This is a genomic window from Sporolactobacillus mangiferae, from assembly GCF_023336505.1.
Lineage (GTDB): Bacteria > Bacillota > Bacilli > Bacillales > Sporolactobacillaceae > Sporolactobacillus > Sporolactobacillus mangiferae.
Window position 1 is genome coordinate 94093 of the sequence record NZ_JAMAST010000002.1, and the last position, 19959, is coordinate 114051.

The 19959-nt window shown below is 45.9% G+C and carries 19 protein-coding genes; 1 reads left to right on the top strand and 18 read right to left on the bottom strand.

Annotated elements, in window-relative coordinates; translation table 11 throughout:
• Positions 1-31: 31 nt before the first annotated feature.
• The 13 genes from ffh to M3N64_RS02950 all read right to left on the bottom strand — a co-directional run bounded on the left by ffh (position 32) and on the right by M3N64_RS02950 (position 14798).
• On the bottom strand, positions 32-1372 hold the full coding sequence (gene ffh / locus M3N64_RS02890) for a signal recognition particle protein (protein ID WP_249097191.1): 1341 nt from the start codon (positions 1370-1372) through the stop codon (positions 32-34).
• Between the two features lie 12 nt (positions 1373-1384).
• A complete protein-coding gene (locus M3N64_RS02895) occupies positions 1385-1720 on the bottom strand; it encodes a putative DNA-binding protein (protein ID WP_249097192.1) in 336 nt (111 codons plus the stop codon).
• A 99-nt stretch (positions 1721-1819) separates the two neighbouring features.
• Positions 1820-2827 carry a signal recognition particle-docking protein FtsY gene (ftsY, locus tag M3N64_RS02900; protein WP_249097201.1) on the bottom strand — a complete coding sequence of 336 codons (1008 nt, stop codon included), beginning with the start codon at positions 2825-2827 and terminating at the stop codon, positions 1820-1822.
• A 138-nt stretch (positions 2828-2965) separates the two neighbouring features.
• Positions 2966-6538 carry a chromosome segregation protein SMC gene (smc, locus tag M3N64_RS02905; protein WP_249097202.1) on the bottom strand — a complete coding sequence of 1191 codons (3573 nt, stop codon included), beginning with the start codon at positions 6536-6538 and terminating at the stop codon, positions 2966-2968.
• 99 nt (positions 6539-6637) lie between these two features.
• A complete protein-coding gene (gene rnc / locus M3N64_RS02910; RefSeq protein ID WP_438270988.1) occupies positions 6638-7366 on the bottom strand; it encodes a ribonuclease III in 729 nt (242 codons plus the stop codon).
• A gap of 513 nt (positions 7367-7879) precedes the next feature.
• Positions 7880-8122 carry an acyl carrier protein gene (gene acpP, locus M3N64_RS02915; protein WP_249097203.1) on the bottom strand — a complete coding sequence of 81 codons (243 nt, stop codon included), beginning with the start codon at positions 8120-8122 and terminating at the stop codon, positions 7880-7882.
• 145 nt (positions 8123-8267) lie between these two features.
• Complete coding sequence (gene fabG, locus M3N64_RS02920) at positions 8268-9014, bottom strand: 3-oxoacyl-[acyl-carrier-protein] reductase (protein WP_249097205.1); 747 nt, start codon at positions 9012-9014, stop codon at positions 8268-8270.
• Between the two features lie 4 nt (positions 9015-9018).
• Positions 9019-9963 carry an ACP S-malonyltransferase gene (gene fabD / locus M3N64_RS02925; protein WP_249097207.1) on the bottom strand — a complete coding sequence of 315 codons (945 nt, stop codon included), beginning with the start codon at positions 9961-9963 and terminating at the stop codon, positions 9019-9021.
• Positions 9964-10027: 64 nt separating this feature from the next.
• Positions 10028-10594: a transcription factor FapR gene (fapR, locus tag M3N64_RS02930; RefSeq protein ID WP_249097209.1), complete on the bottom strand. Its 567-nt coding sequence runs from the start codon at positions 10592-10594 to the stop codon at positions 10028-10030.
• 161 nt (positions 10595-10755) lie between these two features.
• Complete coding sequence (gene recG, locus M3N64_RS02935) at positions 10756-12804, bottom strand: ATP-dependent DNA helicase RecG (RefSeq protein WP_249097211.1); 2049 nt, start codon at positions 12802-12804, stop codon at positions 10756-10758.
• Positions 12801-13703, bottom strand: coding sequence for an L-serine ammonia-lyase, iron-sulfur-dependent, subunit alpha (gene sdaAA, locus M3N64_RS02940; RefSeq protein WP_249097213.1), 903 nt, complete (start codon positions 13701-13703; stop codon positions 12801-12803). Before sdaAA ends, recG begins: the two co-directional genes overlap by 4 nt.
• A gap of 30 nt (positions 13704-13733) precedes the next feature.
• The gene (gene sdaAB, locus M3N64_RS02945; RefSeq protein ID WP_249097216.1) at positions 13734-14396 is read right to left on the bottom strand and encodes an L-serine ammonia-lyase, iron-sulfur-dependent subunit beta; all 663 of its coding nucleotides are present in this window, start codon (positions 14394-14396) and stop codon (positions 13734-13736) included.
• A gap of 15 nt (positions 14397-14411) precedes the next feature.
• Positions 14412-14798: an Asp23/Gls24 family envelope stress response protein gene (locus M3N64_RS02950; RefSeq protein ID WP_249097217.1), complete on the bottom strand. Its 387-nt coding sequence runs from the start codon at positions 14796-14798 to the stop codon at positions 14412-14414.
• A 240-nt stretch (positions 14799-15038) separates the two neighbouring features.
• Between M3N64_RS02950 and rpmB the strand changes: the two genes are divergently transcribed.
• Positions 15039-15227 (top strand): 50S ribosomal protein L28, encoded by a 189-nt coding sequence (rpmB, locus tag M3N64_RS02955; protein ID WP_249097218.1) that lies wholly within the window; start codon positions 15039-15041, stop codon positions 15225-15227.
• 139 nt (positions 15228-15366) lie between these two features.
• Here the strand turns inward: rpmB and spoVM are convergent, their stop codons facing one another.
• The 5 genes from spoVM to M3N64_RS02980 all read right to left on the bottom strand — a co-directional run bounded on the left by spoVM (position 15367) and on the right by M3N64_RS02980 (position 19949).
• On the bottom strand, positions 15367-15447 hold the full coding sequence (gene spoVM / locus M3N64_RS02960; RefSeq protein WP_010023251.1) for a stage V sporulation protein SpoVM: 81 nt from the start codon (positions 15445-15447) through the stop codon (positions 15367-15369).
• Positions 15448-15536: 89 nt separating this feature from the next.
• Positions 15537-16184 carry a thiamine diphosphokinase gene (locus M3N64_RS02965; RefSeq protein ID WP_249098549.1) on the bottom strand — a complete coding sequence of 216 codons (648 nt, stop codon included), beginning with the start codon at positions 16182-16184 and terminating at the stop codon, positions 15537-15539.
• A gap of 124 nt (positions 16185-16308) precedes the next feature.
• Positions 16309-17196, bottom strand: coding sequence for a ribosome small subunit-dependent GTPase A (gene rsgA, locus M3N64_RS02970; protein WP_249097223.1), 888 nt, complete (start codon positions 17194-17196; stop codon positions 16309-16311).
• A 24-nt stretch (positions 17197-17220) separates the two neighbouring features.
• Entirely contained in the window at positions 17221-19203 is a 1983-nt protein-coding gene (gene pknB, locus M3N64_RS02975; RefSeq protein WP_249097224.1) for a Stk1 family PASTA domain-containing Ser/Thr kinase, read from the bottom strand.
• Positions 19200-19949 carry a Stp1/IreP family PP2C-type Ser/Thr phosphatase gene (locus tag M3N64_RS02980; protein ID WP_249097225.1) on the bottom strand — a complete coding sequence of 250 codons (750 nt, stop codon included), beginning with the start codon at positions 19947-19949 and terminating at the stop codon, positions 19200-19202. Before M3N64_RS02980 ends, pknB begins: the two co-directional genes overlap by 4 nt.
• Between the last annotated feature and the right edge of the window lie 10 nt (positions 19950-19959).

Here is a 19959-nt window from a genome sequence, read left to right on the forward strand (position 1 = left end):
ACTCCTGTACTTAATAAATTTCATAAAATTTTCATTGCATAAATGGTAAATTAAAAGGATTGCGCTTTTTGCCTTTGCCCATAAATTGTTTCATCATTTTTTTCATGTCTTTGAACTGCTTCAGCAATCGGTTAACGTCAGCGACCGATGTGCCGCTTCCAAGCGCAATACGCTTTTTGCGACTCGCATTGATAATATCCGGATCCGTTTTTTCACCTGGGGTCATGGAGCGAATGATTGCCTGGATCTGATCAATTTTTTTCTCATCGACCTGCATATTTTTCATGCCCTTGAAGCGATTGGCTCCAGGCATCATCGCCAGCAAATCTTCCAATGGCCCCATGTTGCGGACCTGACCGATTTGTTCGAGAAAATCGTCGAGTGTAAAAGTGACAGAGAGCAGTTTCTGCTGCATGTCGCGCGCCTTTTCTTCATCGATCGTTGCCTGGGCCTTCTCAATCAAAGACAGCACATCACCCATTCCGAGAATCCGGGAAGCCATACGGTCAGGATGGAATGGCTCAAGAGCGTCCATTTTTTCGCCCATTCCGACAAACTTGATCGGTGTTCCTGTAACTGAACGAATCGATAATGCCGCCCCGCCCCGCGTGTCACCATCCAGTTTTGTCATCACAACACCGGTAAGTGACAGGCGATCATTAAAAGCGGTTGCCACATTAACAGCATCCTGTCCAGTCATCGCATCAACAACAAGGAACACTTCATCCGGATGGCTGACTTCTTTAATCTGCTCAAGTTCATCCATAAGTCCCTCATCAATATGAAGACGTCCGGCAGTATCAATGAGTACCAGATCATGATGATTTGCTCTTGCCTGCTCCATTCCCTGGCGAACAATTTCTACCGGGCTGACTTTGTCGCCGAGAGAAAAAACCGGTATGTTCAGCTGCCCGCCTAAGGTTTGCAGCTGCTTGATCGCCGCCGGCCGATAGATATCGGCGGCAATCATCAAAGGATTCTTATTATGGGTTTTGCGAATATAATAAGCAAGCTTGGCTGCGGAGGTTGTCTTGCCTGCACCTTGCAGCCCAACAAACAGCAAGACGGTTGGCGGCTTCAGGGCAAAGTTAATCTTTGTCTGCGTTCCGCCCATCAGATCGGTCAGTTCCTCCTGCACTACTTTAATAACCTGTTGTCCGGGAGTCAGACTTTTTAGAACTTCCTGACCGACAGCGCGCTCCTGAATGCTCTTGACGAATTTTTTAACTACTTTAAAGTTCACATCCGCCTCAAGCAGTGCCAACCGAATCTCACGCGTCATCTGTTTCACATCTGCTTCGCTAACTTTTCCCCTGCCGCGAATTCGCTTCATCGTAGCCTGCAATCGGTCCGAAAGACTTTCGAATGCCATACTTCTCACTTCCTAATCTAAATTCTCTAATTCATAAATAAAAGAATCTAGTTTTTGTTTTTCTTTACTATTTAAACGCCCAGCCAGTTGCTTCATTTTTGAAAGTACAGTAACACGGATTTCATACTTGCGAAAAAGTCCCAGCCGCTGTTCGAAATCTTCAAGTGCGTGCTCAGCTCGTTTCAGATTATCGTAAACGGCCTGCCTTGTCACCTGTTTCCGTTCTGCAATTTCGCCAAGTGAAAAGTCGTTCAGGTAGTAAAGATTAAGATAGTCCTGTTGTTTTGGGGTGAGAAGCGGCTGATAAAAATCATATAGGGCATTAACTCTTAAAACCTTCTCAAGCATAGCAAATCCCCTTAGATGTAAAGGCATTTTACTTTACACGGGAAATCATACAGGTTTTTCTTCCAAATGTCAAGTAACCCTTGGGCACAGAACCGTTCACTAATTAAGTGACTCAGGATCTGCCCCGTCTTCAGATTGAAACCATTCGGAAAAAAGTCCATAAAGAAATGCGTCCGCATCGAATGTCTGGAGATCATTCAGTTGTTCACCTAAGCCGACCAGCTTAACCGGAATATCAAGTTCATTGCGGATAGCCAGCACAATGCCGCCTTTCGCGGTCCCATCGAGTTTAGTCAGCACAATGCCGGTCACTTCAGACGCCTGTCGGAACAACTTTGCCTGGTTCAGCGCATTTTGACCGGTTGTCGCATCCAGCACAAGCAAAACTTCATGGGGAGCGCCAGGGCACTCCCGCGTAATGACACGTTTTATTTTTTCAAGCTCTTTCATCAGGTTAACTTTATTTTGCAGCCTTCCCGCCGTATCACAAAGCAGGACATCGGTTTTGCGTGACTTTGCTGCCTGGAGCGCATCGAAAACAACCGAAGCGGGATCCGAGCCTTCCTGATGTTTAATGACATCAATGCCCGTCCGATCCCCCCAGACCTGTAGCTGATCAATAGCACCGGCTCTGAATGTATCCGCCGCAGCAAGCAGGACGCTTTTGCCTTCGCTTTTCAATCGATTGGCCAGTTTGCCGATTGTCGTTGTCTTCCCTGCTCCATTTACACCAACCAGCAGTATCACACTAAGCCCTGAAGGGTTCAGATTAAGTTCCGTATCTTCCTTGCTTCGGATCAGAAAATCGGAAAGCACTTCAATGATTACGTCTTTAAGTAAAGCAGTCTCTTTAATATTCCGAGTGCGCGCTTCATCTTTCAGCCGATCAACCAAGTCCATGACCGTCGTCATGCCGACATCGGACTCAATCAGTAATTCCTCTAATTCATCAAAGAAATCCTCATCAACTCTGCGATATTTTTTGACCAGATTATTCATCTGCTCCGCCAACGAGTGCCTTGTTTTTGACAATCCGTCTCTGAATTTATCAGTCACCGAATGAGTTCGTCCTGTAAGCCGGTTTTTCATATTATTAAAAAAGCCCATGTCGAACGCTCCTGTCTTTTATCGTTAAGTTCTGTTAACCATTATATTGCTGGTTTTTCGGCTCATTTTTCACCGTTTTGCGCGAATAATAGCTTACTTGAGTTTCAAGTTGAGTTGAGATAAAAAGCGTCTCGAGTCTTACTCTTTTCCCGCAGCAAGTAATTCTTCAGTTTCTTCAAGTTTTACCGATACCATTTTTGATACACCGGATTCCTGCATGGTGATACCATAGAGGACATCTGATTTTTCCATCGTTCCATGTCTGTGTGTGACAACAATAAATTGTGTATCAAAACTGAATTTTTTCAGAAAAGCTGCGTATCGATCAACATTGGCATCGTCAAGAGCCGCCTCGACTTCGTCCAGAACACAGAAAGGTACCGGTCGCACCTTTAGAATGGCAAAAAGCAGGGCGATCGCTGTCAGCGCACGTTCCCCTCCGGATAACAGCGACAGGCGCTGAAGTTTTTTACCGGGAGGCTCAGCAAGAATTTCAACACCGCTTGTCAGCAGCTGGTCAGGATCGATAAGCTGAAGATCGGCTCGCCCGCCACCGAAAAGTTCGCGAAAAACATTTTGAAAATGCGTTCGGATTTTATTAAATGTATCGATAAACCGTTTTTCAACGACTTCATCCATTTCAGACATGACGTGAGCTAAAGTTTCCCGGGCTTTCAGCAGATCTGCTCGCTGCGCGGACAAAAACTGCTGACGTTCGCTCACCGTTTCATATTCTTCAATAGCGCCCAGATTGACCGTGCCTAATTCCTCAATGGCACGTTTAATCAATTTCACTTTTTTTCGCGCATCAGCCACATCCATATTCAGCTTGTGCTGATCCCTTGCTGCTTCAACGGTCAGTCCGTATTCTTCTCTTAATGTGTTTAAAAGGTGATCCAGCTGAACATCTAAGCGGCCAAGAACTACTTTCTTTTCCTGGAGTTCCGTGCTGATTTGCTCCAGTGCACTGCGCTGTCTTGCTATTCGTTGTTCTTCATCGGCAAGTTCCTTCTGTTTCATGCGCCGTGATTCACGCAACTTCGCCAGCTCATTCATCAGACCATCTTTCACCGTTTTCGCTTCGTCAATTAAACCGTCCAGTTTTTCTGCATTGACATGCTGATCTTCTATTTCCGAATCGATTCCCGTTGCCGAGTGACGAAGTAAATGGATTGATTTTTCAAGTTCCTGTACACGTTTTTCCGATTGAGCCGCTTTTTCTTTTTGATGAGCTACGATCTGGCCCTGCTCCGCTATTTTCACCTTGAGCGCTGTAATCTCAGACTGAATATCTCGTTTTAATGAATCAATGTCTTCCCGGCTCTTTGTCAGTTTTTCGATTTGCTCCGTCAGTGCAGCGCCCTTTTTTTCAAAAACGCTCAGATCGATATCTATCTGCTTCAGCCGATCAGAAATTTTCTTTTGTTCAGCATTAAAATCACCATTTTCTCGCGTAAGCAGATGATATTTCTCAAGACAGGCTTTTTCCTCTGCTTCCGCCTCACGCTTCTTGGTTTCAAGCATGCGGTACTGCGTCAGGGCATCCTGAACTGCCTGGCGTGTTTTCTCACACTCAAGTTCATCTGCGGCAATCTGATTTTTCAGCTGCGTAAAATCATTTTGCAGTTGCGTTCTTTTAGTCTGCATTTCTTTGATTTGACGGCTTAATTCATCGATTTCCGTTTTTCGGCCGATTAAACCTGTCTGATGCTGCTTGACGCTGCCGCCGGTCATCGCTCCGCCTGGTGCAACAACATCACCCTCAAGAGTTACGATTCGATAATGATAGTTGACCAGCCTCGCCAGTTCGCTTGCGCCCTCCAGATTTTTGGAAATAATCACCGTTCCCAGCAAAAAGTTTATAACCGGCCGGTAGGTCGGTGCATACGTCAGCACTTCAGAACCTGTACCCATAAAAGCAGGATTTTGACGCAATCGCTGATAATCTGCCGCCGGAACTGCTTTCGGACGAATGGTTGAGAGCGGAAGGAAGGTCGCTCTGCCTGCTTTATTTCGACGCAGAAACTGAATGGCTTCCCTGCCTGTCGCTTCATCGGAAACAACAATGTGCTGGGCTGCCCCGCCGAGTGCCGTTTCAATTGCTGTGCCATACTTTTTCTTCACCTGAATTAATTCGGCGACTGCGCCATGTATGCCTGCAAGTTTTTTACGATTTTTCAATACTGCTTTGACGCCCTGAAAGTAACCTGCATAGTCTTCCTTAAGTGACTTCAGCAAATCTTTTCTTGACTGTGCCTGATCAATATAGCTGCTTATTTTGAGAATCGCGTCTTTTTCTTTCGTATAGTGCTTTTGTTCCTTATCCAGTCGCTGGCGGACCGTGTCAAATTGATTCTGCAGCTGCGTTCCATCAGCGCCTGCCTGATTCAGACGTTCAGCCAAAGCAGCTTTCTTTGTTCCTGCCGCCTCTGCTGCCGCTTTAATATCCGCTGTGTTGGACTGAATACGCACCTTTTTCGATTCGAGTGATTTTACCTGTTCTGATAAATAGCGGTGTTCATTGCGCATTGATGCTTGCTGGTTCAAAATTTCAATATAGTTACTTTTGAGTTTTTCTATCCGTTCATCCAGATTTTGCTCAAGGCCCTGGTATTCGCTCTGCTTGTTTGCAAGATTCTGCCGCAACTCTGCCAGAGCCACCTGCTCCGTCTGATTTTTTTCATGCGTCTGATCAAGCATCTGCCGCTCTTGGACTAACTGCTGCTCCAATCGGATCGTTCGCTCTTTCAATTCCTCAGCATTGCTCTCGGCATGTTTTTTCCGTTCGTTAAGGACCTGTTTCTGGCCAATTAGCTTCTCAAGCTGTTCGCCGGATTGCGCCCATTCCGCCTGTTTTATTTCAATACATTGATCCATTGCTTCAAGCTCGGATCTTCCGGAGCGAAACTGCCGCGCGAGCACTTCCGTTTCATCGGCGTGCTCCGCCTTGACTTGTTGAAGTTGCTGAACTGCTTTCTTTAAGTGCTCCCATTTGCCGTGCACTTCGTTAATGTCATGAGCAAGCAAAGCAATGTCCACTTCTTCTAGTTCACTTTTTTTCTGAAGATATTCTCGAGCAATTGAAGCTTGCTGCTCAAGGGGACTGAGCCGATCATTCAATTCATGCAAAATATCTTCCACACGGTTTAAACTGTCTTCCGATTCGTTCAATTGCTTTTCGGCAGCCTGTTTTCTTAATTTATATTTAAGGACACCTGAGGCTTCCTCAAATATTTTTCGTTTTTCTTCGGCTTTGCTGTTTAAAATCTCGTCAATTTTTCCTTGTCCGATAACCGAGTATGCCTCTTTACCGAGACCGGAATCCATGAACAGATCAACAATGTCTTTCAATCGACAGCTTTGCTTGTTCAACTGGAATTCACTTTCGCCTGAACGAAACACTCGCCGCGTGACGCTGATTTCACTAAAGTCCATAGGAATATATTGATCGCTGTTATCAAGCGTTAGCGTCACTTCAGCCATATTGACGGCTTTTTTTGCATCACTTCCGGAAAAAATGATGTCTTCCATTTTTGATCCTCGAAGCGATTTGGCTGATTGCTCACCAAGAACCCAGCGGATGGCTTCCGTAATATTGCTTTTACCGCTTCCGTTTGGGCCAACAACAGCCGTTACGCCCGGAACAAACTCTACAGATGTTTTATTCGCAAATGATTTAAAACCTGAAACGTCCAGACGTTTGAGGAACATACTGATCCCTCCATTTCCTGCCAATCATTCATCTTAACTTAATCTTTTTAACGCATCCGTTAGGTAACAAAAACAGCCGAGCGTACCCGGCTGCTTTTGTTACCCGGCGAGGTTCTTAAGCGCTTTGCGCGCAGCACTTTGTTCCGAATCTTTCTTGGAATGTCCCTTGCCTACACCAATAATTTCTCCATTCAGCAGTACGTGAGACATAAACTCCCGATGATGCGCAGGTCCTTTTTCAGAAACGAGCGCATAATCAAGTTCGCCAAGATTTTTTCTTTGAATTGTCTCTTGCAGCTGGCTTTTATAATCCATCACATGGGAAAAAGAACCGTCGCTGATTCTTGGGTATACGACTTTTTTCAGGAAACGCTCGACCTCGCCAAGTCCCTGGTCAAGATAAAGCGCGCCGATAAACGCCTCAAAAACATCGGCCAACAATGAAGGGCGCTGCCGTCCTCCGGTCACCTCTTCTCCTCGACCGAGAAAAATTTTATCCTCAAATGAGAGAGAGGACGCGAACTGAACCAATCCCGTTTCACAGACAATGGCCGCACGCAGTTTTGTCATATCTCCTTCTGTCAAATGCGGATAGTTTTTAAACAAATGCTGCGAGATAAGCAGCTCTAAAACCGCATCTCCAAGAAATTCAAGCCGTTCATAATCGGTCTGCGATTTGCGACGATGCTCATTCACATAGGATGAATGAGTAAAAGCTTCTTTCAATAGATCTTCATTATTAAACGTGAAGGAAAATTCATTCAAAAACTGATGCAATCTGTCTGTCGTCTCTTTTTCCTGAACACGTATTTTTTTTGAACCCGACACGTGTATCACCTCCTTAAGGTATCTGTTTTTGTATTATACCCATTCATGGCAGGCTGGCAATGACCTGCTTGGACGCAAATTTCTCTCGTTCTGCTTTTAAGCCGGAGCTGCCTTGCCCCATGGACTTTTCAAATGGCTTTGTTAAAGTCTGCGATTGTTTTTAATCGTCTATTTCCCTGTGCTTACTTAACGCCGTCGCACTTATAATCCGTTGAACTTCAAACCTTCTTAGTAGTATTAGAAAAGCCAGGCTGATTCCAGATCTTTTCCGCTGATCTTGTGCCTGACGGACACTCCAGCTGCTCGCATACCGCGGGCGCACCGCGAGCCTCCCCGGGCAAGCTGTAATCTGCGCGATCTCGCTGGCACGCATCAACTGGGACAATCCCGCAGGCGTCTCACCTTTCGCATCTGGCTTACACTTTTATGCTCAGCTAAAATCTTATACTTTCTTATACAAGAAATCCCGCCTTTATAAACGGGTTTATAAAAACGGGACTCACGGTTAGAATGTCAGGATTTATGGCTCTCTATGTAAGATACGACGTCACCAACGGTCTGAATTTTTTCCGCATCTTCATCGGAGATTTCCAAATTAAATTCATCTTCAAGCTCCATGACAAGTTCTACGATGTCAAGTGAATCGGCGTCCAGATCGTCTTTAAATGAAGCTTCAAGCTTAACATCCGCTTCATCTACGCCTAAGCGATCGACAACGATTTTCTTGACACGTGTCAGAACATCTTCTTCTGCCATGTCGTCACCTCCTCTCGAGGGCATTCACAAATTATTCGGCTCTCCGTCCCGAATATCGGGAGAAAAGGAAATACCCTGAAAGCTTTCTCAGGAGTACATCTGGTACTGACTGATTTTCATTCTTTTTCAGCATGCCTAAATCATTTTATTGCATTGCCATACCGCCGTCAATACTTAATGTCTGTCCCGTCATATAGCTGCCGTCATCAGAAGCAAGAAACGCGACGACACCAGCAACATCTTCTGGAGTTCCAAGCTTGCCGAGCGGAATTTCCTGTTTCATTTTTTCTTTCACGTCTTCAGAAAGCTGATTGGTCATATCGGTGACAATGAAGCCAGGAGCTACGGCATTGACAGTAATTCCTCTTGATGCAACTTCACGGGCAGTCGCCTTTGTTAAACCGATAACGCCTGCCTTAGCTGCAACATAATTGGCCTGTCCCGGATTGCCTAAAATACCAACGACAGAAGCTATATTGATAATTCTTCCCGATTTTTGCCGCATCATCGGTCTCAGCACAGCTTTTGTGACATGAAACACGCCCTTTAAATTCGTATTGATAACGGCATCCCAGTCCTCTTCTTTCAGACGCATCAGCAAGCCATCACGCGTAATTCCAGCGTTATTGACAACGATGTCGATTTTTCCAAAATGCGCAAGAGACTGTTTCACCATCGCCTGTACCGCACTTTCATCCGAAATATCGCATTGACAGATCAATGCATCGCTGCCATAAGCACGAATTTCCGCCGCTGTTTCCTCGGCACGCTCCTGATTTCCGGAATAATTCACAATTATTGATGCACCAAGCCGTGCCAGCCTGAGCGCCACTGCGCGGCCGATTCCTCTGGATGCTCCGGTAACAAGTGCGACCTTGCTTTCAAGACTCATCTTATTATGCACGCTCCTTTAACTTCTCAGACACATCCGTAAGACTTGGGACGTCATGCACTTGATAAACGGTCAGCTTCCTATTGATTTTGCGAATCAGTCCGGAGAGAACCTTGCCGGGCCCGACTTCTACAAATGTATCAACACCTAAGTCAACAAGCCGCTCGACTGACTCAGTCCAACGGACCGGTGAATAAAGTTGCTCAATTAAATGTTCACGGATTTCATCAATTCCTGTTTCCACCTGTGCCGAACTGTTGGCAATTACTGGTATCACCGCATTCTGGATCTTGCAAGTATCCAGAACTGCCCGCATTTTTTCAGCAGCGGGTTTCATCAGAGATGAGTGAAACGGCCCACTGACAGATAAAGGAACGACTCGGCGGGCACCTGCTTCCGTTGCCCGTTCCGATGCTTTTTTTACACCGGCAACGGTCCCGGAAATGACGATTTGTCCGGGACAATTAATATTCGCTGTCTGCACCGGATCGCCTTCCTGTGAAACGTTTGCGCATATTTCCGTCAATTGATCAGCATCCATGCCAAGGACCGCGGCCATTGTTCCCTGCCCCTCGGGGACGGCTGCTTCCATCAGAAGTCCTCTTTTGCGTACTGCCTGGACAGCATCCTCGAAACTGAATACACCAGCAGCATACAGGGCACTGTATTCGCCCAGACTGTGTCCGGCTACATAATCTGGCTTGATGCCACGGTTCCGGAGAAGTGCATGAAGCACAGCACTGACTGTAAGAAGAGCAGGCTGGGTATTTTCTGTTTTTGTTAACTCTCCGGACGGGCCGCTCAGAATAAGATGCGTCAGTTGAAAGTCCAAATACCCGTCTGCTGCTCGAAACATTTCTCTGGCTTCCGAATAACTTTCGATTAAATCGGCTCCCATGCCGACTTCCTGAGAACCCTGCCCAGGAAAAACAAATGCAACTTTACTCAATAGACCAACCTCCGACATAGCTGTGCCCGATCCAATCGGTTCCAATTGTTCATTACGTTTCTGTTCAACCGTTTTTTCCTCCATGTGCGCGGTACATGGTGAACACACCTTTAAAAACATGATCATGCCCTGAGTAACTGTCTACCGCAACAATTGTACGTACACGCTCCTTGCGTGTGACTCTTGCCTTTGCGACAACGCGTTCCCCTGATTTTACAGGTCGGATAAATTGAATGTCCGCCTTGGATGTCAGCGCTAAGTCATCGTTAATTACCGCCACGGCAAGGGAATTAGCCTGTGCAAACAAATGATGTCCGCGCGCAATTCCGGTTCTTGAAAAGACGAATTCAGGCTCTATTTCAAGTATGGAAATCGCGCTGGAATCCAGCTGTAAATCGAGAATATCACCGATGACTTCTTCTTTATGCAGTGCCTTGACGTCGTCAAACTGCCGTTTTGCTACATGTTTAATCCGTTCCCTTAACTCCGGAATCGACAACTCAAGCCGGTCCAGCCGAATGGTCTGCACACTGACTGCAAATTTTTTCGCCAGTTCATCATCAGTAATAAACGGATTGTCATCAATTGTCTGTTTCAATGATGCCTGCCTGTCCTTTTTACTTTTTCTCATTTGCGAGACACCGCCATTTTAGTACTCTCTTGTGAAGGTTCACGTTAAGACTAGGTAATAATAGTTAGTATACCATAACTAACCTGCGGCGGACAGATGGCGCAACGATCCTTATTTTATTTTTCGCATAAACTACGTGATTGCCTCCATTTTGGTTTCATTTAATCTAAATGAACGGTCTGTGTCAGGCCCGATTCAGCTAGCGTTTCTCTGAGAGGTGCGTAACAGTCCGCATGCCAGAATTCATGACTTTTGACCAGTCGCGACGCATCGTCACGAGCAACGGTAAGCGTACGATAATCATGAATCATATCGGCAAGTCTGAAATTTGGAAGCCCGCTTTGTTTTGATCCAAAAAAATCTCCGGGACCACGAAGCTTGAGATCATAGCCGGACAGCTTGAATCCATCCGTTGTTTCTGCCATCAGCCTCATTTTTTCTTTACTCGTTTCAGACTTTGCATCTGCAAGCAGTATACAGTAAGATTGTACATTTCCTCTGCCCACGCGCCCCCGAAGCTGGTGCAGCTGTGACAATCCGAATCGATCTGCATCGTAAATGATCATCAGTGATGCATTGGGCACATTGACACCCACTTCTACAACGGTCGTAGAGACAAGCACCTGTACCTCTTTCTTTTTGAATGCATCCATCGCCGCTTCTTTTTCCTCAGGCGTAAGCCTGCCGTGCATTAATGCCACTTTGAATTCCGGAAGTGCCTGAGAGAGATGTGTGTATACATCAATTGCATTCTGAACATCCAGCTGCTCCGATTCCTCAATCAGAGGACAAATGACATAAGCTTGTCTGCCCTGTTCCAGTTCGTTCCGCATAAAATGGATCACGCGGTCAATAATCTTTTCCTGAACCCAGTACGTCTTAATCTTCTTTCTCCCGCCCGGAAGCTGATCAATGGTCGATACATCCATATCACCAAATACGGACAAAGCAAGCGTACGCGGAATCGGTGTCGCGGTCATGTATAAAATATCCGGCTCTTTTCCCTTAAGACGAAGTGCACCACGCTGGCGGACACCAAAACGATGCTGTTCATCCGTAACGACAAGTCCGAGTTTCCGAAAAATGACTTCCGGTTGAATCAACGCATGCGTTCCGACCAGAACATTGATTTTCCCTTCTGCCAGGCCACGAAGCAATGTGCCCCGTCGTTTACCACGGACACTGCCTGTCAGCAGGCCCGTCGTAATTCCATAAGGCGCAAACAGTCCATCCAGCTGATCGGCATGCTGTTCAGCGAGTATTTCAGTCGGTACCATGAGCGCCCCCTGATAGCCACTGACTGCAGCCGCATAGAGAGCAATGGCTGCCACGATGGTTTTCCCTGATCCGACATCACCCTGCAGCAGCCGGTTCATCGAAAAAGCGGCACCCATGTCAGATAAAATTTCATTGACCACCCTTTCCTGTGCAGCTGTGAGTGCAAATGGAAGTGCCTCAATAAATTTTTGCACAGCAGGACGGTCTATATTCATCTGCACACCATTCTGTGAAACACGTTTTAACTGTTTATAAGCATGCAGTTTTAATTCATACAGCAAAAATTCTTCATAAACAAGCCTTCTTCTCGCCTGACGAAGCTGTTCCTGATCCTCTGGAAAATGGATCGTGCGAACTGCTTCACGTTTACCGGTTAATCGATAGCGTTCAATAAATGCAGCCGGTAAATTTTCTTTTATACAATCGGGGTACTGAATAAATGCCTGTTTTACAAGCGCTCGAAGCTTTCTTACAGATATTCCTGAGCATGCAGTGTACACTGGTGACCATTTTGAGCCTGGATCCGGCTCACCGGCATGAATTTCCGATGCGGTCAGCATTGCCCGATTACGATCCCATTTACCCGTGACAGTCACAACGCTGCCAAGTGTCAATGTTCTCTTTAAAAAGGGTCGATTGAAAAGAACGACCTGAATCAAATATTTGCCGGAAAGGATGCGTACTGTCAACCGAGATTTCTTTTTCCCATAATAGTGAAGTAACGGCTCACTCTGGATTTTTCCAACAATGGTCGTCTGTTCCTGATCATTTACTTCAGCCAGGTCCTTCAACTCATATTCGTCATACCGATAAGGATAGTATGCAAACAGATCATCGATTGTTTTAATGCCCAAGTGTTCTAAATCGCCAGCAAGCCGAGGACCAACACCCTTTAAATAATGAATGGGTATATGTAACCGGGGTGCTTTCATTGCTCCTTAACTCCGGATGATGAAGGCGCACTGCCAAAAATGCGTTTTTTCAATTCGCGACCGGTCTTTGTGTCAGCAAGACCTCCTAATGCTGTTTCTCTTAGAGCAGTCGGCATCATTCTTCCGACACGATACATGGCATCAATCACTTCATCACAAGGAATAATGCTCTTTATTCCTGCCAGAGCCATATCTGCCGCAACGATTGCATTGGACGCACCAATTGCATTGCGCTTGACACAGGGGGCCTCAACCAGTCCGGCAACAGGGTCGCAGATCAGGCCAAGCATATTTCCCAGTGCAATGGCCATTGCATGTGCCGACTGCTCAGGCGTCCCTCCGGCCATTTCCACGGCAGCGGCGGCAGCCATGCCGGTCGCAGAGCCGATTTCAGCCTGACAGCCGCCGGCAGCCCCTGAAATCGACGCATTATTTGCAATAACAAAGCCAAAAGCACCTGCGGTAAAAAGAAAGTTGACCATTGCTTCGTGCGTTGGATTCAGCTTGTTTTTCAATCCGAACAAAACTCCCGGTACGACGCCGGCAGAGCCTGCAGTTGGTGTCGCGCAAATCGTCCCCATTGCCGCGTTCACTTCATTTGTCGCCATCGCATTGCTCACCGCACCAAGCAAAACAGACCCTGACAGCATCTGCCCGCCTTCGATGTAGCGCTTTAAAAGCCGAGCATCCCCGCCTGAGAGGCCTGATCGTGATTTGATGTCTTCATGAATCCCTCGATGAACTGCCTGCTCCATCACCAGCAGCTGATCCGCCATTTTAGACAGAATCGCCTCACGGCTTTTTCCCGTGGTTTCCATTTCCGTTCGAATCATCACTTCAGAAATGCTTAGACGCTGCTCAGAGGCCATTTTGATTAGTTCATCAACGGTTTGAAACATAAGAACACCTCTTTTCTGAAAAATATGACGTTACGATAAAACGGCAACGTTCAATATATTGGGCAGCCCTGAAATTTCAGAAGGAAGTTCTTCGCCAATCTCTTCATCAGTCTGAATGATCATAAGTGCCAGTTGCCCTTTCTCCTGACGTGAAACTTCCATATATGAAATATTCATTTCATGCTGTGCGATCAAGCCGGCAACTTCTGCCACCGCCCCATATTTATCATGGTGAAGCACAAGAAGTGCTGGATTGCTGCCGGACAAGGAGATCGAAAAGCCGTTTACCTCAGTAATTTCGATTTTTCCCCCGCCTATTGAAACACCAACCAGTTCAAGTTGACGTTCTCCGGCCGCAATGCTGATTCTGGCCGTATTAGGCTGGTCTACCGGAGTACGCGTATCTGCTTCAAAACGCACATGCATGCCCACTTGTTCAGCAATTTTCAGTGCCTCCGGAAGCTGCTGACTGCTTTCATCGAAATCAAGCAAACCCGCTGCGATCGCTACATCAGTACCATGCCCTCGATACGTTTCCGCAAAAGAACCGTACAAAGTGACCACAGCCTGTTCGGGTCGAACGCCGAGCAGCTTACGAGCCATTCTCCCAATTTTTGCAGCACCGGCAGTATGCGAACTTGAAGGGCCGACCATGACCGGACCAATAATGTCAAAAACGCTTCGGTACTTCATACATATCCCACCTTTTCAGGAATGTTCTTCAGACGTTTCATCATCGGTAAGGCGGACACCCTGTACGAAAATATTGATCGAAGCTGCATTTAAGCCGAGCGTCTTATTAAGCGTTTCCTTGACCTTAGTCTGTACATTACCCGCTACTTCCGAAATGCGGGTGCCATAGCTGACAATAATATACATATCAATCAATAAATTCTGATTTTCATCGAACCGTACAATGACACCGCGGCTGAAGTTATCTTTCTTCAGCAGCTCTGTGAATCCGTCCTTAATTTGATTTTTTGAAGCCATGCCGACAATACCGTAACAGTCCATTGCCGCACCACCAACAATTTTTGCAATCACATCAATCGATATATCGATTTGTCCATAGCTATTCGTGATGGAAACAGTCATCGATTTCATCTACCTCCCGAATGTATTCTTGTTCCGTATATACGCACCTTTTCCTAAGCAGTTTTCACTTCACTTAACTTTATGCTATTTTACACTAGCTCTCTCTTTTTTTAAAGCTGGTCAGACACAGGCGGGCGAAGCGCGTGGGATTTTTCTATTTGCTGGTTGCACACGTAAATGGCACGTGTTACTATAAAGATATTGCGTAAATTGAATTGCAAGTTCAGGGAGGTTAATTACATGGGACGTCGATGCTTTGTTACCGGCAAAACGACGAAGTTCGGTCAGAACCGTTCATTTGCTGAAAATAAATCAAAAAGAACGTTTAAAGCCAATTTGCAGAAAGTCCGTATCCTTGTTGATGGAAAACCAAAACGCGTGTATGTTTCTACAAAAGCGCTTAAAGCAGGCAAAGTGGAACGCGCTTAAAAACACAGTTATGTGACTTTCCATACGGATCGGCTCATTCGTGAAAAAACAATCATACAGTGATTTGTACAGACTGATTTTTGCCGTAACCAAAAAAGACATCTCCTCTGAGATGTCTTTTTTGATCATGTGAGCCTGCTTACCCCTTCTTAAATGAACCGAGGAGCGCTCTCACAATACTGGCTAAAAAGCGTGGCAGTTTAATCGTATAAAATTTCATCGCACTGCTCCTCCTTGTCTCAAGCGCCGTCATCCTTTATCACGTGCTTCTAGAATATATGAGACAAAAGCCGAAACTATGACCAATCATTAAGTGCCCAGTTGATCCCGGCATCGCATCATTAACAGATAACCCTGATCAAACGCAACGGTAAACACGTCAGACTGCGGTTCATTACTGATACACAAGCTGGAGCCGAGCGGTAAAATTGCGTTTTCAAGCGGGTACTTTACCCCGGATAAATGAAGCCCCTGAACACGTTCTGTCAAAGCAAGGAAAGAAAGATAACGGAAAGACGGATCGTTCTTTATAGCATATGTGCCCGGTGCTAATAAAGTGATCCGATTATTTTTATCAACAATCATTAAATCCGTCTTTCGTTCGACTGATTTCATTAGTAACTGAACTGCAGCCAAGCCATGATCCATTCGTCCTCCTGTTACGCCGCACAGAATACATTGATCGGGATTTTGTTTTAACACCCAGTCAAGTGCCAGTTCAAGATCGGTTTTATCCTTTTCGGGTATATAAGCATGCACTTCAACTTTACTTGCTTCCAGAAAGGCGCGCTCCTCTGGAGAAAGTGAATCAAAATCACCAAATGCACAGATCGGACGGATTTTTTGTTTCATCAACAAAATGGTTCCGTGATCTGCGCCGACCCACAGAATATCTGCAAAATCCGGGCCGGTAAGGTCAGGAATCAGATTTTCCGGGCCGCCAGCGACAATTCCCATTTTCACTTAGATCCTCTCCGATTCTCTGTTCGTTTTGCACCGTTAAACATTGGCTCATTTTTTTCGTGTTGGTTGATTGATGAGAAGCGGCACACCATTTTTACTTGCAATTTAAAATGACATTTTAATATTTATTTCGTTCACGTTCGCTTAATTCATGAAAAAAAAGCCGATAGTGTTCATAGCGTGACTGACTGATTTTCCCCTGAGCGACTGCCTGTTTAACCATGCAATCAGGCTCAGCAAGATGCATGCAGCCTCTGAAACGGCAGCCTTCACGATACTGATCAAATTCGGGAAAACAATCAGCCAGCTGCGAATCAGTCAGCTCAGGCAACGTCAAAGCGCTGAATCCCGGAGTATCAGCGACAAAGCCATGCAGCGAAACTGGCAGTAACTCAACATGTCTGGTCGTATGTTTGCCACGCCCTAGAGCATGTGAAATGGCTTGTGTTTCAATATTCAAAGAAGTATCCAAATGATTGAGAAGAGTTGATTTTCCCACACCGGACTGGCCGGTGACGACACTGATTTTTTCTTGTATCGATGATTTAAGTTTTTCAAGCCCTTCTCCCTGTTTGCACGATGTAAAGATCAAATGATAACCGATCTGTTCATAAACAGCAAACCGGGAGCGAAAGGACACCTGTTCACTCTCAGATAACAAATCCCATTTTGTAAAGCAAATCAACGATTTAATGTTCTGCGTTTCCATTGCAATGAGAAAACGGTCAAGAAGAACACAGTCACAAGCAGGTTCAGCAACAGAAAAAACGAGAACTGCCAGATCCACATTTGCAATCGGCGGACGCTTCAAGGCGTTCTTACGTGCTTTAACTGATAGAATATAACCGTCATTCCCATTTTCAGCTTCATACACGACATGATCACCAACAAGCGGACTGATGCCTTGCTTGCGAAACAGGCCACGCGCGCGGCATTGGATCTGTTTATGACCGTTTTTCACATAATAAAATCCGCTTAACGCTTTGATAATTGTCCCTTCAGGCAATGGGAAAGACTCCTTATAGTTGGTTTAATCCGGATAATCTACCGTTCCTGTTTTTCGTTCGGTCCCGTCAATCAGCACTCTGTATGTTCCCTTTTCATTTGGATTGATCGTGAAAGGGATAGCATACGTTTTTGTCTCGGTTATTTTCTCATCGGCAAACAGTGAATCACTGTGATTTGCGTCTGTGTAATAAATCTGAACATGAATCGGTGTCGGTTCAGACTTACTTGATGGCCCGTTGCCGTTTTGGGACGGGGTATTGCTGCCTGGATAGATCACTTTGATTGGTTGGTCAATCTCTTTCGGCTTAGCCTCGCTCCCTTTGGAAAGGGTCACGGTCACTGAAGCACCGCGTTCCATCAGACTTCCGGCTGCAGGATTCTGATCAAGCACAAGCCCTTTCTCTACTGTGTCCGAGAATTCTGCCTGTGAAAAATCCGCTTTTAAACCGGCATCTTCAAGCAATTTACTGGCCTCACTTTTTGTTTTTTTATCTAAATCGGGAACGGTCACTTGCGGATTACCGGAACTGTATGTAAGTTCCAGGACTGTCTTGGACGGCACTACTTTTTCTCCGGCTTTCGGATTTTGCTTTATGATTTCATCTTCCGGTACGCTGGTGGATTTTTCTTCATGCCAGACAACATCTTTAAATCCGGCATCCTCAAGCACAGAGGAAACGGTTTCCCGGCTGTAACCGACATAATTGTCCACCGAAACGCTTTTTGCCCCTTTGCTGACAACGAGTGCAACCTCGGCTCCGGACTTCACTTCAGCACCCGCTTCCGGGTTCTGGCTGATTATCTTGCCCTTTGCGACCGAATTGCTTACGCGATCCGTTCGTACAACCTTCAGATCTTGATTTTCAAGCATCTTTTTCGCTGATTGGTACGTTTTTCCCGCTACATCTGGTACGCGCACATTAGATACGTAGAATAATCGAGGCAGGAGAGTCATGCCAAGAACCAGGCCTGCTGTTATCAGCAAGAGCAATATACCCGAAGCTGTCAACCATTTCCTGGCTCTCGATTTTTTTTTGCTTTTTTCTGTCGATGGCTGCTTTTTATCCGGTCTGTCTTCTGACGCAGCTGATTTCTTGATTGGTGCCATTTTAATCGTTTTTTCCAGGTCTTCTTCCTGTTCATCGTTCTCCACTGGATCATTCAGTATGAGTCGTAGTTCATGCGCTCTTTCAGGATTAAGAGCCGTTAGAATATCCTGATACATATCGGTGACGTGATTATAACGATCCGATGGATCTTTGGCAAGCGCGCGAATCATTACATTTTCGACTGCCTGCGGGATATCCGCTCGAAAATCACGTGGATACGGCATCGGGGAACTCAGATGCTTCAGCGCGACGGAAACCGGAGAGGTTCCCGGAAATGGCAGTTTTCCGGTCAGCAGTTCGAACATGACAATACCAATCGCGTAAATATCCGATTTTACAGTTGCCTTGCCGCCTTTTGCCTGTTCCGGAGAAAGATAGTGCGCAGAGCCCATAATTGAATGTGTGTAGGTAATGGTTGCTCCGCTGACGGCAAGGGCAATTCCAAAATCTGTAACTTTTACATGCTCCGACTCATCAATCAGTATATTTTGCGGCTTTATATCGCGATGTACAATACCATGTTCGTGCGCATGCGCAATAGCCAGTATAATCTGCTTCATGATGTGAATCGCTTCATCAATCGATACCGGTGAATAGTCTCTGATGAATTCCTTAAGCGTCATGCCTTCAACATATTCCATCACAATATAGTAGCAATCTTCTTCACCGATATCGTAAATCGCAACTATATTCGGATGAGACAGGCTTGTCACCGATTCTGCCTCCCGATGAAATCTGCGAACAAACTCTTCATCATCTGCCAATTCCGGCCTTAGCGTTTTTACGGCTACAAAACGATCTAATATGAGATCCTTTGCTTTATAAACAATCGCCATGCCGCCTTCACCGAGTCGGGATATAATCTGATATCTTCCGCCAACACGTTTTCCAATCATTGTTTCTCACCATCACCATCTTGGGAAATAATGACTACCGAGACATTGTCTTCTCCTCCGGCGCGATTGGCCTCTTGAATCATCATTTCCGTTTTCTCATGCATACTTGCCTGACATTCCATAATTTTACTTAGCTGTCCGTCTGAAAGTTTATTCGTCAATCCATCAGAACATATAAGTATATGTGATCCGCTCCCCCAGTCAATGACAGAGGTGTCCAAAGCAATCGTTGGTTCCGTTCCAAGAGAACGCATTAATATGTGCCGTTTTGGATGGGAGGCTGCCTCTTCCTTCGTGATTTGCCCACTTTTCAGCAGTTCATTAACGAATGTGTGATCTTCGGTAAGCTGTCTGATCGGTTCTCCTTCATGCCATATGTATATCCTGCTATCACCTACTGAAGAAACGGCAATCCACTGATCCGTGCAGAGCGCAACCGCAAAAGTCGTGCCCATGCCGTGACACTCCGCATGATTCTGTGCGTACTCGAACAACTGAAGATTCAAGCTTCGCACCAAGTGATTCAGCCAGGAACTCGCTTCTTTTCTTGTAAAAGTCCCGGCATGTGCTTTCCATCTTTCGGAGGCACAATCAATAGCCATCTTACTTGCCACTTCCCCGGCGGCATGTCCGCCCATCCCGTCAGCAACTATGGCAAGCAGTGCCCCTTCAGCATGAAATACTCCGATGCTGTCTTCATTTTGTTCCCGGATCATTCCGGAATGGGTACTCCACTCAGCTATCACACATATCACC